Below are 13,879 nucleotides of genomic sequence, written 5' to 3'. Positions count from 1 at the left end.
TCCACGCCGGACGTTTGTTCAGGTTGGTATCAGCGATCTAAAGGGCCTGGTTTCTTGAACTCATAGGTCGCTGGCGCTAACGCCCAGCCGCTCCATGCGATAGAGCAGCGTACGGCGCGGCAGACCCAGCTCGCGGGCTGCTTGGCTTTGGTTACCGCCGTTCTTACGCAGGGAATCGATCAGTAGGTTGCGTTCGACGCGCTCCAGCCGTTCGCGCAGGTTGAGGGTGCTGTCGAGCGCGTTTTCCACCGTGCGTAGGTTGAAATGCTCCGGCAGCAACTCCCCGCCGTCGCAAAGCAGCACGGCGCGCTCGACAAGCCCCTTGAGTTCGCGCACGTTGCCCGGAAAACCATAGCTGGCGAGCTGCTCCAGTGCGGCGTCCGACCAACGCACCGCATCGCGCTGCAGGAAGCCGCAGGCCTTCTCGGCGAAATGCCGGGCCAGACGCAGGATGTCCTGGTCACGCTCGCGCAGGGGCGGCAGTTCGATAGGGAACAGCGAGAGTCGGTAATAAAGGTCCTCACGGAAGCGGCCCTGCTCGACGCGCTTGAGCAAATCCTGATGCGTTGCGGCGACGATGCGCACGTCGACCTTGTGGGTTTGAGTACTGCCCAGCGGTCGGACTTCGCCTTCCTGCAGGACCCGCAACAGCTTGGCCTGCAGGGTCAGCGGCATGTCGCCGATTTCATCGAGGAATAGCGTGCCGCCATTGGCGGCATCGAACAGGCCTTCGTGGTCGCGCTCGGCGCCGGTGAAGGCTCCCTTGCGATAGCCGAATAGCTCGCTTTCGAGCAGATGCTCAGGCAGCGCCGCGCAGTTTTGCACGACGAACGCCTGACTGCGGCGTGCACCGCAATCATGGATGGCACGAGCAACCAGTTCCTTGCCGGTACCGGTCTCGCCAGTGAGAAGCACACTGACCGGATTGTGCAGGACCTTTCCGATCAGCCTATAAACGGCGCGCATGCGCGGACTGTCGCCGATCAGTCCGTAGTCGCTGGCGCACGGTCGTGCTGTCGGGATTTGCGCGAGGGAGGGCTTTGTCGCACTGTGCAAATGATGCAGCAGCTGCACTTGGCTAAGCGCGAAGCGGCCCAGGTTGGCGAGGCTTTGCGCCGCGTCACTGAGATCGCGGCCCACGGTATTTGCTGCCACCAGCAACCCGGCGGCATGGCCCTGCGAAACTTGCAAAGGCAGGCACAGCAGGCTGCGCCACGGCCGCGCTGACTCGGGTAGAAATCCGGTCTGGTGCAGGCTGGCGTCGAGCGTTTCGAGGCTCAGTGGACGATTCTGATTGAGGCAATATTGCAGTAGCTGCTCGCCATCGTAGTCGCTTGGCAGGCTCGCGGCCTCGTGCCGCTGGCGCTTGCCTTCGAACCATTCGGCCGACAGCGTCAGACGGGTATGGGTCGCATCGAGCAGATACAACTGGGCGAGCGGGCAATCGGCCAATTGGGCGGCAATCGCGACCAAGCCCTCCAGCCATTCACCGGCATCGCCCGTGCAGGACAGTTGGGCGAAGCGGCCCAGGAGCGCATCGGCGTCCAGCGAGGGTGGCGATTCGGCGAATACCGCCTTAAGCGAACTCACAGACGACCGCCCCATCACTGTCGAGGGTGGCGTGCACTTGCCTGAGCGTTTCGCCTCCGGCCATGGCATCGAGCAGGCGATCAACTACCTGTGGCTGCAGGTATTGTTCGATCAGATGGTCGATCAGGCGCGCGCCGCTGCCGCTGTGGGTGCAGCGCTCGGCCAGGTCGTCCACCAGTGCTTCGCAGTGGCTGAAGCGCAGTTGGCGACGGGCCAGGCGCTCGCCGAAGCGCGACAGCTTGAGCGCCACCAGTTCTCTGAGCAGCTCGCCTTGCACCGGGTAGTAGGGCACCACCCGCATGCGGGCGAGGAAAGCGGGTTTGAAGTGCTGGGTCAGGGCAGGGCGGATGGCCAGTTCCAGCTCTTCGGCCGCGGGCTGCTGGCCGCCCTGGCAGAGGTTGGCGATACGGTCGCTGGCCAGGTTGCTGGTCATCAGAATCAGGGTGTTGCGGAAGTTGATCTCTCGGCCCTCGCCGTCGTTGGCTACGCCCTTGTCGAAGATCTGGTAGAAAATGTTCATCACGTCCGGGTCGGCTTTCTCGACCTCGTCGAGCAGCACCACCGAGTAGGGTTTCTGCCGCACCGCCTCGGTCAGCATGCCGCCTTCGCCATAACCCACGTAGCCGGGTGGCGCACCGATCAGCCGGGATACGCTGTGCTTTTCCTGGAATTCCGACATGTTGATGGTGGTGAGGAAGCGCTCGCCGCCATACAGCAGGTCGGCCAGCGCCAGCGCGGTTTCGGTCTTGCCGACCCCGCTCGGCCCTACCAGTAGGAACACGCCAACCGGCGCGTCGGGCTTGTTGAGGCCGGCGGCGGTGGCGCGCATCGAGCGGTCCAGCGCCTCGATGGCCTGCTCCTGGCCGCGCACGCGACGGCGCAGGTCGTCGGCGAAGCTGAGTACCTTGCTGTTGTGCTCGCGCGCCAGTTGAGAAAGCGGCACGCCGGTCCAGTGGCTGATCACCTCGGCCACCAGGCGCGGGCAGACTTCGAAGCTCACCAGCCGTTCGGCGACCTGGGCGCCGGCGAGTTCGGTCTGGATATCACGCAGCTCGGCTTCGAGCTGTTCGAGATCGGGGCGCGCTTCTTCGTCGGTCTCGATTTCGGGATTCAGTCGAGCGGCAGCGCATTGCTTGCGCAACTCCAGCAGGCGCTCGGCGAGGCTGCGTTGAGCTGACCAGCGGGTCTCCAGCTGTTCGAGTTCGGCGCGGGCACTGGCCAGGCGGGTTTCCAGACGGTTCAGGCCATCGGTTTCGATCTGCAGACCGGCGTCGAGATCGCGGCGCAGGGCCAGCCCCTGACGCTCACCTTCGGCGATTTCGCCACGCAGACGTTCCAGCGCTTCCGGCGCGGCCGCCAGGCTGATACGTACCCGGGCGCAGGCGGTGTCGAGCACGTCCACCGCCTTGTCGGGCAACTGGCGTCCGGCGAGGTAACGGGCCGACAGTTCGGCGGCGGCGACCACGGCGTCGTCGCGCAGGTAGATACCGTGGCTCTTTTCGTAAACCGGCGCGAGGCCGCGGAGGATTGTCACCGCTTCGTCGACGATGGGCTCGTGCAGCTGGACCGGCTGGAAGCGCCGTGCGAGGGCCGGATCCTTCTCGAAGTATTTTTTGTACTCGCTCCAGGTGGTGGCGGCGATGGTGCGCAGTTCGCCCCGCGCCAGGGCCGGCTTGAGCAAGTTGGCCGCATCGCCGCTGCCGGCTTGGCCACCAGCGCCGATCAGGGTGTGGGCCTCATCGATGAACAAGATGACCGGTTTCGGTGAGGCTTTGACCTCGTCGATCACTCCTTGCAGGCGACGTTCGAACTCACCCTTGACGCTCGCGCCTGCTTGCAACAGCCCGAGATCCAGGCACAGCAACTCGACGCCCTTGAGCGCTTCCGGTACTTCCCCTGCGGCGATGCGCAGAGCCAGTCCTTCGACGATGGCGGTCTTGCCGACGCCAGCTTCGCCGACCACGATCGGGTTGCTCTTGCGGCGACGGGCGAGGATATCGATCATCTGGCGGATCGCTGCGTCGCGGCACAGCACCGGGTCGAGTTTGCCGTCGCGCGCCTGCTGGGTGAAATTGTGAGTGAAGCGCGACAAGTTAGATTCGCCCGCCGGCGTCGCCTTGCCCGGAGCAGCCTGCGGCTGCTGCGCCAGGGCGAACTCGCGCAGGCGCTCGGCATTCAAACGTGCCAGTAGCGGCTGATAGTGGCTACCGGCGTAACGCATCGGGTTGCGCAGCAGCGCAAGGATCAGGGCGGCCTGGTCGATCTGGCTCTGGCCGAGTTCAAGGTTGCCCACCAGCAGGGCGTCTTGCAGCCACTGCACCAATTCTGCGGAAAACACCGGGTTGCGCGATTCGCTGTGTTCACCGCGCGGCTGCAGCGCCTGGGCCAGTGTGCCCGGTTCAATGTTGGCGTCCTGCAGAGCACGTGCGAGTAAGCCTTCGGGGCGTTCCAGCAGGCCCAGCAGCACATCTTCGACCAAGATCTTGCTGCCGCCCCGCATCACGCAGCGTTCGGCTGCGACTTCCAGGTCGCGCTTGGTCTCGGAATCGAGGGCCTGGACCAATTGTTGGAGGTCTACATTAATCATTTCATCTTCCTTAATGAGTCTGGCTGCCCAGGGTGACCATGCCGTCGGCGCGTTCGCTGCCGAGCCAGCTTGTCCAGCCGAGGCGGCAGGGATTTTCGGCACCGATGCGCAGGTCGCGGATTTCGTCCCGGCGCAGTTCCAGGCGGATGTCGTAGTCGAGCGGGTCACGCAGCGTGAAACGGACCAGCGCGCAGAGCGGCTGGTAACCGCTGCCCACGGGCAGGAATTCGTGGAAACGGTCCCAGCTCAGCTGACGGATATGGATACGAAACTTGCCGCCGCGATCACGTACCCGCTCGCCCAGCACCAGGCTTTCGCCGAGCTGGCTGTTGGCTAGGCCGAGGCGGTTCTGCTGCTCGGCGATGATCTCGACCTGACGCTCTAGACACTGCTCGATGCGTAGGTCGGCGTGTTTGAAGTAATAGCGCAGCACGGATTCGATCAGGGCGGCCGAATGTGCGCGCAGACTGAGCAGGCCGAGATAGGGCAGCAGGCGCTTCCAGTTCAGCTCCGAGGCGGCGCGGATCTGCTCGCCGCCCAGTCCGATCAGCGCGAACAGTTGCTCAGACAACGGATCGCGCGCGCCGCTGGAGAAGCGCGCGTGGTAGCGATATTTCTGCCATATCGGCAGCATCAGGCGCTGCAGGCGATTGTTGAACAGATCAAGGAATTCGCGCGTCGGGTTGCCCTCGGGGCTGTCGCCCAATGCCTGGTCGGCATAGAAAGCGGGCAGCGGCGAGCCGGCACCGAACAGGCTGATCAGATTAATCCGCAGGCGTGCTCGCAACTCGCCGCGCTCTTCGAAGAACTCCACGCGATCGATGTCGCTGCCGGGAAAACCTAGGCTCGGGTTGGCCTGGAACTCCAGGTGTTCGTAGAGCGACTCTTCGTCCAGATCGGGGTGTGCAGTCTTCAGGCGGTCCATCACCAACAGTACACCCTGGAACAGGCTGTACTCGCGAATGCCCCGGCTGATCCGGTTTACAGCAGGGGCTGTTGCCCCATACGCGGCGTCCATTGGTACACCTCTCCCTGTGTGCTCCTGACGCGCAGCTCGTGGTACGAGTTGAGGCTGGCGTACAGCGCGAAGAATTCATTGAGTATCGAGGCGAAGAGGAACAGATCGCCCTCGCCGAGATAACCTTCGAGGTCCATTTCGAGTTCGGTACGTACGCCGCGTACCGGCAGCCCGCGATGCAGTCGATCAACATGTTGATGCCCGATCTGCTTGAGCCCACCGAGCAGGCGCTCACTGACCTTTTTCGCGTGCTGGTCATAATGGCGCGGCAAGTCGTAGGTCTCGAGGATCACCTTCAACGCCTCGACGTTGGCCAGCGACAGGTAGTTGAGCGACATGTTGCTGATCAGCTTCCAGAGGAAGTCCCGGTGTAACGGCGGCGCGTAGCTCGGCGTCACGGCGCTGATGTTGCGAAAGGTGAGGAACTCAGGCGTGTCTTCGCTGGGCATACAGATGTCACCCAGGCGCAACTGGTGCGGCAGGTTCTGGTTGGTGCAGGTCAGTTCGATGGACAGCGTCTCATGTTGATCGAGGTTGCGCAGGCCGAAGCTGAGGTAGGTCTCCAGACCATCGCCGAGCATCGAGGGTTGCTGGCGGACGCTGTAGTGTGGACGCGCCAGGGGTACGTCGAAACTGGGGTCGTGTTCGAACGACTCGAACGGGACGTACTCTTCGTAGCCCATGCCGCCGGGTTTCCAGCCGGTGACGCGATCGACCGAAAAAACACCACACTGGCTGCTGTCGAGTTCCGAAGGCAGCAGCAGATATTGGTCCTGTTTGCCATCGAGACGGATAGGGACGGCGTCGTGTTCGAACAGGTTGACTACCGGCGTGCAGTACAGGCGGACATTGTCCAGCGTCGGGCGAATGCGCTGAACGCCGGCCTTGTGGATGTCGAAGCGCAACTCGAAGCCCCGGGCCTGTTTGAGTAGTTCTTGCGGTAGGCGCTGTAGCGCGTCGAGGCCAGGTAGATCGACGAACAGGAATTTTTCCTGGAACGCGAAATATTCTTGCAGGTAGCGATACCCGCGAAAGGTATTGAGCGGGTAGGGAATAAGTGCCTGGTCTTCGGCAAAACCCACTGGCTGCAGCTTCGCTGGATCGAGCCGCAAGCCCGGCAGTGGGGCACCGAAATCGTCGGTGAATGGCTTGCCCTGAGCGTCCAGCGCGACCAGTTGCACGCCGTTGAGGTGACGCAGCAGGCTCAAGTAGAGCATCTGGCTGATGTACCGTTCGCCAGCCAGATGCAGGCGCAGTTGCTTGAGATTCAATTCGCCGAGCTGGCTGCCGGCCGTCATCTGCAAGCGCAGGCTGAGCAGCGCGCCGTCGCCTTTGACCGAGTAATCCAGCCCTTCGAGTGCCAATGGCAATACTTCGGTGGCGTAGGCGGTGCGGAACCGGCAGGTCACGCCCTGGATCGGCTTGGACTCGACCGGCGTGTTGCGCGGCACCATCAGCGCTGGGCCGGGCTGTTTGAGCGGATCGAACTGGAGCATGCTGAACGCCGGCAGCGGCCGCATATAGTTCGGCCACAGCAGGTGCATCAGCGAATGGGTCAGCTCTGGCAGCTCATCATCGAGCTTTTGCCGCAGACGCCCGGTGAGAAAGGCGAAGCCTTCCAGCAGCCGTTCGACATCCGGGTCGCGCCCGCTCTGGCTGAGGAACGGCGCCAGCGCCGGGCTGCGCTCTGCGAAACGCTTGCCGAGATGGCGCAGGGCGGTGAGCTCGCTCTGGTAGTAGTGGTTAAACGACATGCTTTTTGCTCATCCCTGGGCTTGACGTCACGGGCACAAAGCCGTGTCGCGGATCGTCCATATGCTTATGGCGCGGCTTTTACGTTCAATCGATGAGTGCTCCAGCTGCGCAAGGAGGTGCTCTTTACCGAGCAGGATCGACTCGCCGTGCGCGGCGATGTCCAGGCGGTAGCCGGGCGGGAGGCTCTTCTCGATGCTTTCACTGAATGAGATATGGGACAGCACCTCGACGGATTCGCCTGGCATCAGCCGTTGACCAGGAGCGAAAGGTGCCTTGCCATTGGAGTACTCGCGGACGGACACCTCGACGGGGTAGGCGCACGTGTTCTCGAAGTTAGCAATGAATGCTGCTTTCGGTTGCGCACTGCAGCCGACCACAATAAACGAGCAGAGCAGTAGGCTTCGCTTAAGCATCGAATTTCACCCGGGTCAGCCACAGCAGTCCCTTGACGTCGTTCTCCGAGGCCACGGAGCGCGCCCAGTGGTCCTGCATATTGCTCGGCCCCTCAGAGTGGTAGTGCATAAGGTCAATTTCTCCGCTGGCAGGTACCGGATTGTTGTCCAGCGGTTTCTGGGTGAGGATCGTAGAGGTCGACTTGTGACTCCAGGAGTACTCGGGAATCACTCCTCCATCGCCATACTGGTTAAGGATCAGGTGGCCCAGCTCATGGGCAGCAGTATGCTCGAACTCCTGATCAGCGAAACTGACCGGATAGTTAGCGGCGGCCCACCAACCCTGGTTGTGGTAAATCTTCTTGAACATGGCGAAGCTGGTGGAACGGCCGAAATCGTCACTAATCGAGGCAATCAAAGGAAAGTCCTTGGTGCCAGGGTTTTCATTTACCTGCGCCAATACCTTGACCTGGAAAGCGCCGTTGTTGGTCTGGATGGAGGCACCAACGGCACCGCGACTTCCATTACGCGACCAGTAGCGCTCGACGCCGGCCTTGGCCAGGGCCTTAAGCTCCTCGAGCGTTCTGGCCGTTCGTTGAGCGTTACTGCCGGCGACCCCACCGTCCGAAAAGCTAGGGCGGACGGTGAGCTTCACTGTGCCGCCGTTGCGATGAACGCGCGCATCGACCCAGGCCACTTCTTTCGCAGAGTTGCTCAGGCGCAACTCCGTCACCTGTTCTTCAGCATCCTTATAGGCTGTTAGCCGTACCAGAAGCTGCTCGCTCTTCAGCACACGTGTGTCAAGAATCCCGCTCTGGTCATAGCCATCCCACTGCCAGAGGTGCTCACCCTCATGTAATAACGGTGTGGTATCGGTTTCGCTGTAAAGCAACGTTTCACCATCGAAAATCTCTAGGGTCAGACTGTCAGCTTCCTGCTTGCGGTTGCGTATCAAAAAATCGATGGTTTCCTGATTCTTCGTCGTGCCTTGAGCCAGTTCCTCGTAATCGGGAATCATCAAGGGCGTCAGCACACGATTGCCTCCTTGTTTGAGGCTAATGCTGTAATCCAGTCCCGTCTGTTCAGCCGCTTGTGCCGGAGGAACAAGGACATTGACGAGAGTTGCTGCTGCCGCTGCGGCCAGAGAAAGGGGGGCCACCGGGCTGAACGCAGCCCTGCCACCACTCGTACCGATAATCACCGTGCCGGATCCTTCCACCACTACATTGCCATGGCTGCCCACACTGCCGACCACCGCCGCCGGCTTGCCATTGATCAGCACGGTGGGAATAACCGCACCAGTCATGGCACCGCCACAGGCGGAGGCATCACCCATGCGCGCGGCCGGCATGCCGTCGAACAACACGTCGGATGAGCCTGCCTCTATCGGGTTGGTGCCGTGGCCCTTTTTCGGGCAGTCGGTGGGGTCGCCCAGGCGGGCTGCAGGTTTACCGGACATTGGCTCTCCTTAGTGGACTTTGACTTGTCCGCTGCCATCCAGACTTGCGGAAAAACTCACTTGACGCTTGGTGCCGTCCAGTTCCAGCAGGCCTTCGATGGCGAAAGACAGGCTCAGTGGGTCGTAGTCGCGGGGTAGGGATATCACCCGCACCTGGCTCAAGCGGGGTTCGTACGCTTCTATAAAGCGTTCGATGGCGATACGCGCCTGTTGCAGCGAGTCGTGCAGCGACAGGCGCATATCGTTCAAATCGGGCAACCCGTAGTCAGGCAGCGTTTGCACGCTGCCTGCTCGTGTGCTGAGCATTTTGGCGAGATGGGCAGCCACCGAAGCCATCGCCGCGACTTCGCGGCTCCAGCCGGCGCGCTTGTCGGCGTCACCGCCGAGGCGTTCGAAAAGGCTGCCGTATCCGTTCAAGTGCTTATTCCTTGTCCAGCTTGCCAACCAGCGACAGGGTGAAATCGGCACCCATGTACTTGAAGTGCGGGCGCACGTTCAGGCTGACGCGATACCAGCCCGGCTCGCCTTCCACATCGCTAACGACGACCTGTGCGGCACGTAGCGGACGGCGGCTGCGAACTTCGGAGCTGGGGTTCTCCTGATCGGCCACGTACTGGCGAATCCACTTGTTCAGCTCCAGTTCCAGGTCGGTGCGTTCTTTCCATGCACCAATCTGCTCGCGCTGCAGCACTTTAAGGTAGTGCGCCAGGCGATTGACGATGAACAGGTAGGGCAGCTGAGTGCCGAGCTTGTAGTTGAGTTCAGCGTTCTTGCCTTCCTCGCTGTTGCCGAAGAACTTCGGCTTTTGTGCGGAGTTAGCAGAGAAGAATGCGGCGTTGTCGCTGCCCTTGCGCATGGTCAGGGCGATGAAGCCTTCTTCGGCCAGCTCGTATTCACGACGGTCGGAAACCAGCACTTCGGTCGGGATCTTGGTTTCGATCTCGCCCATGCTCTCGAAGTGGTGCAACGGCAGATCTTCCACCGCACCGCCGCTCTGCGGGCCGATGATGTTTGGACACCAGCGGAACTTGGCGAAGCTGTCGGTCAGGCGGCTGGCGAAGGTGTAGGCGGTATTGCCCCACAGATAATGCTCGTGGCTGTTCGCTACGTTTTCCTTGTAGACGAAGGATTTGACTGGGTTGTCTTCCGGGTCATAGGGGTTACGCAGCAAGAAGCGCGGGACGGTCAGACCCACGTAGCGGGCATCTTCCTGCTCGCGGAAGCTCTGCCACTTGGCGAACTGCGGGCCTTCGAAGTGATCCTTCAGATCTTTCAGGTCCGGCAAGCCGGTGAAGCTTTCCAGCCCGAAGAACTTCGGGCCAGCAGCAGCGATGAAAGGCGCGTGAGACATGCTCGCGACCGAAGCCACGTACTGCATCGTCTTGACGTCCGGTGCGCTAGGGTCGAAGAAGTAGTTGGCGATCAGAGCGCCGACCGGCTGGCCGCCGAACTGGCCGTACTCGGCGGTGTAGATGTGCTTGTAGAGGCCGGACTGGACCACTTCCGGACTGTCTTCGAAATCCTCCAACAGGTCTTGCTTGGACGCGTTGAGGATCTCGAGCTTGATGTTCTCGCGGAAATTGGTGCGATCGACCAGCAGCTTGAGACCGCGCCAGGAGGATTCCAGCGCCTGGAAGTCGGAGTGATGAAGAATCTCGTCCATCTGCCGGCTGAGCTTGGCGTCGATCTCGGCGATCATGCGGTCGACCATGGCCTTCTTGACTGGCTCTTGTTCGTTCTGCGGCTTGAGCAGTTCTTCGATGAACGCGGAGACGCCGCGCTTGGCGATGTCGTAGGCTTCGTCGTCCGGGGTCAGTTTGGTTTCAGCGATGATGCGGTCGAGAATGCCGAGTTCGGCGAGGTTTTTGCCGGCTTCGAGGGTTGCTGCACTAGTGCTCATATTGGCGTTCCTTGTCGGTGTTAAGCGTCCAGTTGTTCTTTTGCCGCGAGGCCCAGTTCACCGAGTACACGCTCGCGCGAGTCGTCGTCGGCCAGTACGCTCTCGATGGCCTTGCGGAAGGCGGGAGCGTTGCCCAGCGGGCCTTTAAGGGCGACCAAGGCGTCACGCAGTTCCATCAGCTTCTTCAGTTCCGGTACTTGCTCGACCAGGTTGGCGGGGTTGAAATCCTTCATCGAGTTGATGTTCAGCTGCACGGCCAGTTCTTCGTCGGTGGCTTCGTCCTGCAGGCGGTTGGGCACGGCGAAGGTCAGGTTCAGTTCCTGCTTGGCCAGTACTTCATCGAAGCTGTTTTTGTCGATGGCGATCGGCTTGCGGTCTTCGATCTTGCGATCGTCGGCGCGTTGGGTGAAATCACCGAGCACCATCAGCTTCAGTGGCAGCTCTAGTTCTTCCTGGGCGCCGCCGGTGGCGGGCTTGAAGGTGACATTGATGCGTTCCTTGGGGGCTACCGAGCCTTCTTTGGCCATGGGTCTTCTCCTTTACGTTTACGGCCCGGGGGCCTAATCGAGTACCACTTCGAGGTCGAGGTGGCACAGCCTGCGGTAAATCTCATCCTTGCTTTCACGTACGGCGTGGTTCTGAGGCAGCAGCTCACAGCAGTTATGCAGCAGACGCAGAACCTCGAGTGCGAGATCGGGTTCCCAGTCACCGAGCCCGGAGGCTTGCAGCGTCTGATCAAGGGATTCGAGCTGGGTCTTGGCCAAGTCGTATTTCTTGGCTTGGAAGCACAGCCGGGCCAGAGTCAGCTGCCAGAAGAAGCGCTCGCGTCCGCCGCGAGCCTGGTTGAGACCCGGCTTGAGGCTCTGTACGGCGCTTTTAAGGCCATCCTTGCGCAGCTGCGGAAGGACGTCCTGGAGGGCTTCCTCCCAAGCGGGGGGGGCGCCGGTCTGGCTAGTGAGCGATTCGCTCGGCGCTTGGGCGGGTTGCACGTGGGGCATCACCCTGGCGCTGATCCAGGCGCGAGTTTCCGCGTGGGCAAAGGGCGTGCCGTCATGGAAGCGCAGCTCGTCGAGACCCGGCATACGTTGCAGAAACAGCGCAAGCTGGATTTCAACCTCACGCATGGCCTGCTTGGCGTCGAGCTCATTCAGGCATTCCCAGGCCAGGCGCTGGCCATCGAGCCAGAAAGGTGCGCGAACGATACTGGCTTCTAGATCAGCCAGCAGATCGGCGTAGAGGCCCTGGGCGAAACGTTCGCGATAATTGGCCAACTTGTCTGCTGGGATGCCACGCAGAGTGGTGATTTGCTCAGCGTTGCGCTCGGGCAGGCTGTCGATCTGCAGCCACAGTAGGGTGCGTGCCAGCCGAAGCGGTTTGAGGTCGGTTGCTTTTTGCTTCAGCCACCAGCTGCATAATGGTCGTGCCTGGTCCTGCAGGCCGCGCAAGCTTTTGTGCGCGTCCTTCTCATGTTCGACCGGAGTGGTTGCGGTTAAGACCTGTGCGGCGGCCTGTTTGACTTGGGCAATGGCCGCGCCGACGGGGCCTGGCTGTGGGTGGGCAATGCCGGCACGCTTGACCATGTCGTCGAGCCGCCGACAGAGCGGTAAAAGGAGGGGGGCCTGAACACCTAAGTGGGACGCCAAGCTATTTTCAAGGCTCCGGAGCTCCAGTGCGATGTGCTCGAAAAGCGGTAGCTGCTCTCCCATGGGCACGTGATCGGCCAGCACATCCTCCATACGGGGTACTAGCCAGGTTATGGCTGCTGAGCGAGTGCGTGACTTGTGAGGGTGGAGCTCATCCCAATGAGCGCTGCATAGGTAGCTGAGCATGGTGACGCCGGCATGGAGTCCTGTGAACGAATCGCGCTGATACAGGCTCCACGTTAGCCATGCGGCTATCCGCAGATCTTTTGTCTGGGTAGTTAGCAGCCGTTCGCTGCCTTCGCGCACGAGTTCCCAGTCGATGGCCCCGGCGATGTGTACCGAGGTGGCCTTGCCGAGCTCTTGTTCAAGAGCTTCATACTCGACAGCGTAGCGGAGGTCATCGCCTGCGAAACAGGTTGCTGTAATCGGAGATTTCGCTACCGCTAAATAATGAGCGGCTAGCTTGGTAGAAAACGTCATTCCGTGACTCGATCGTTCCTGCTTAGCAGTGCTGCAGGGCGCTTCATGCGCTGGAGATGCTGCGTGCAAATACGGGCACGCCTAATGAGATGCGCATCCTATGCGTGATGCATTGATGCGACTGTGAAGTAGTTTACAACTATGGGGTGATGCGTCCCGGGCGCGGTCGCTCATGCCCGAGATGAGCACTGGTTAACTTCTTGAGAGCGTTTCGTGTTGAACCGCAAAGCTTGTATATGGTCTCGCCGCTCCATTGATGTTCGGGGTGTCCCTCGGTCTTGGTTTTCTATATATGTACAGTTTGCTCTTATAATTCAGAAACACCGTTGACATGCATTTCTGGGTGCCTATAATGCGCACCTTCTCCGGTGCAGGCCCTTGGCGGAACCTCTTGTAAATCAAGAAGTTAGCCAAATTTAGGGCTTGCACGGACGGCGAATTCGAGTAGAATGCGCCGGGCTGACAGGGTGGTGGTTGAGTCCTGTTGGTGGCTTCGGTCAGGTTGATCGAAAGCGGTTTCACGAGGCGGTTGACAGCGGGTTTGAACGCTGTAGAATTCGCCTCCCGCTGACGAGAGGCTCTAGCTGATCGAAAGCGCAAGCGGTTGAGAAGAAAGAAAAACTTCTTCAAAAACAGCTTGACGAGACACAAGGCTGCTGTAGAATGCGCGGCCTCGGTTGAGACGAAAGACTTGATCGAAACGCTCTTTAACAACTGAATCAAGCAATTCGTGTGGGTGCTTGTGAGGTAAGACTGGTAGTCAGCAAGATTATCAGCATCACAAATACTCGGCGAGAAATCATTGAGTGCTCTTCTTTAGAGTGACCTTGAGAAGAGATTGCGATTGCTGAGCCAAGTTTAGGGTTTTCTCAAAACCCAAGCAGTATTGAACTGAAGAGTTTGATCATGGCTCAGATTGAACGCTGGCGGCAGGCCTAACACATGCAAGTCGAGCGGATGAAGGGAGCTTGCTCCCTGATTCAGCGGCGGACGGGTGAGTAATGCCTAGGAATCTGCCTGGTAGTGGGGGACAACGTTTCGAAAGGAACGCTAAT

Annotated in this window: 10 protein-coding genes and 1 rRNA gene; 1 reads left to right on the top strand and 10 read right to left on the bottom strand. The window is 60.7% G+C overall.

Annotated features, from left to right (window positions below):
• Positions 1-60: 60 nt before the first annotated feature.
• From V6943_RS18715 to tssA, 10 genes are read right to left on the bottom strand one after another with little or no spacing between them, the layout of a single operon-like run.
• Entirely contained in the window at positions 61-1,605 is a 1,545-nt protein-coding gene (locus V6943_RS18715; protein WP_340555033.1) for a sigma 54-interacting transcriptional regulator, read from the bottom strand.
• Positions 1,577-4,177, bottom strand: coding sequence for a type VI secretion system ATPase TssH (gene tssH / locus V6943_RS18710; protein WP_340555032.1), 2,601 nt, complete (start codon positions 4,175-4,177; stop codon positions 1,577-1,579). The genes V6943_RS18715 and tssH overlap by 29 nt, the downstream gene beginning before the upstream one ends.
• A 10-nt stretch (positions 4,178-4,187) precedes the next feature.
• On the bottom strand, positions 4,188-5,195 hold the full coding sequence (gene tssG, locus V6943_RS18705; RefSeq protein ID WP_181104842.1) for a type VI secretion system baseplate subunit TssG: 1,008 nt from the start codon (positions 5,193-5,195) through the stop codon (positions 4,188-4,190).
• Positions 5,159-6,949: a type VI secretion system baseplate subunit TssF gene (tssF, locus tag V6943_RS18700; protein ID WP_340555031.1), complete on the bottom strand. Its 1,791-nt coding sequence runs from the start codon at positions 6,947-6,949 to the stop codon at positions 5,159-5,161. Before tssF ends, tssG begins: the two co-directional genes overlap by 37 nt.
• Before the next feature lie 27 nt (positions 6,950-6,976).
• The gene (locus V6943_RS18695) at positions 6,977-7,363 is read right to left on the bottom strand and encodes a hypothetical protein (protein ID WP_340555030.1); all 387 of its coding nucleotides are present in this window, start codon (positions 7,361-7,363) and stop codon (positions 6,977-6,979) included.
• Positions 7,356-8,801 carry a PAAR domain-containing protein gene (locus tag V6943_RS18690; protein ID WP_340555029.1) on the bottom strand — a complete coding sequence of 482 codons (1,446 nt, stop codon included), beginning with the start codon at positions 8,799-8,801 and terminating at the stop codon, positions 7,356-7,358. Before V6943_RS18690 ends, V6943_RS18695 begins: the two co-directional genes overlap by 8 nt.
• Before the next feature lie 9 nt (positions 8,802-8,810).
• The gene (gene tssE / locus V6943_RS18685; RefSeq protein WP_256050012.1) at positions 8,811-9,218 is read right to left on the bottom strand and encodes a type VI secretion system baseplate subunit TssE; all 408 of its coding nucleotides are present in this window, start codon (positions 9,216-9,218) and stop codon (positions 8,811-8,813) included.
• A 4-nt stretch (positions 9,219-9,222) separates the two neighbouring features.
• Positions 9,223-10,701 carry a type VI secretion system contractile sheath large subunit gene (gene tssC, locus V6943_RS18680; RefSeq protein ID WP_340555028.1) on the bottom strand — a complete coding sequence of 493 codons (1,479 nt, stop codon included), beginning with the start codon at positions 10,699-10,701 and terminating at the stop codon, positions 9,223-9,225.
• Between the two features lie 20 nt (positions 10,702-10,721).
• Positions 10,722-11,228, bottom strand: coding sequence for a type VI secretion system contractile sheath small subunit (tssB, locus tag V6943_RS18675; protein WP_340555027.1), 507 nt, complete (start codon positions 11,226-11,228; stop codon positions 10,722-10,724).
• 33 nt (positions 11,229-11,261) lie between these two features.
• A complete protein-coding gene (gene tssA, locus V6943_RS18670; RefSeq protein WP_340555026.1) occupies positions 11,262-12,824 on the bottom strand; it encodes a type VI secretion system protein TssA in 1,563 nt (520 codons plus the stop codon).
• Between the two features lie 888 nt (positions 12,825-13,712).
• On the opposite strand from tssA, the gene V6943_RS18665 reads away from it, so the two are divergent.
• Positions 13,713-13,879 (top strand): 16S ribosomal RNA (locus tag V6943_RS18665); the annotation flags it as partial.

Origin of the sequence: Pseudomonas sp. CBC3 (genome assembly GCF_037967085.1) — a bacterium.
Lineage (GTDB): Bacteria > Pseudomonadota > Gammaproteobacteria > Pseudomonadales > Pseudomonadaceae > Stutzerimonas.
This window is presented reverse-complemented; position numbering and strand designations above follow the sequence as displayed.

What these genes read in the sequence shown, in the direction of transcription:
- V6943_RS18715 (WP_340555033.1), bottom strand. Translation starts at nt 1,605, where the DNA reads ATGGGGCGGTCGTCTGTGAGTTCGCTTAAGGCGGTATTCGCCGAATCG.
- tssH (WP_340555032.1), bottom strand. Translation starts at nt 4,177, where the DNA reads ATGATTAATGTAGACCTCCAACAATTGGTCCAGGCCCTCGATTCCGAG.
- tssG (WP_181104842.1), bottom strand. Translation starts at nt 5,195, where the DNA reads ATGGACGCCGCGTATGGGGCAACAGCCCCTGCTGTAAACCGGATCAGC.
- tssF (WP_340555031.1), bottom strand. Translation starts at nt 6,949, where the DNA reads ATGTCGTTTAACCACTACTACCAGAGCGAGCTCACCGCCCTGCGCCAT.
- V6943_RS18695 (WP_340555030.1), bottom strand. Translation starts at nt 7,363, where the DNA reads ATGCTTAAGCGAAGCCTACTGCTCTGCTCGTTTATTGTGGTCGGCTGC.
- V6943_RS18690 (WP_340555029.1), bottom strand. Translation starts at nt 8,801, where the DNA reads ATGTCCGGTAAACCTGCAGCCCGCCTGGGCGACCCCACCGACTGCCCG.
- tssC (WP_340555028.1), bottom strand. Translation starts at nt 10,701, where the DNA reads ATGAGCACTAGTGCAGCAACCCTCGAAGCCGGCAAAAACCTCGCCGAA.
- tssB (WP_340555027.1), bottom strand. Translation starts at nt 11,228, where the DNA reads ATGGCCAAAGAAGGCTCGGTAGCCCCCAAGGAACGCATCAATGTCACC.
- tssA (WP_340555026.1), bottom strand. Translation starts at nt 12,824, where the DNA reads ATGACGTTTTCTACCAAGCTAGCCGCTCATTATTTAGCGGTAGCGAAA.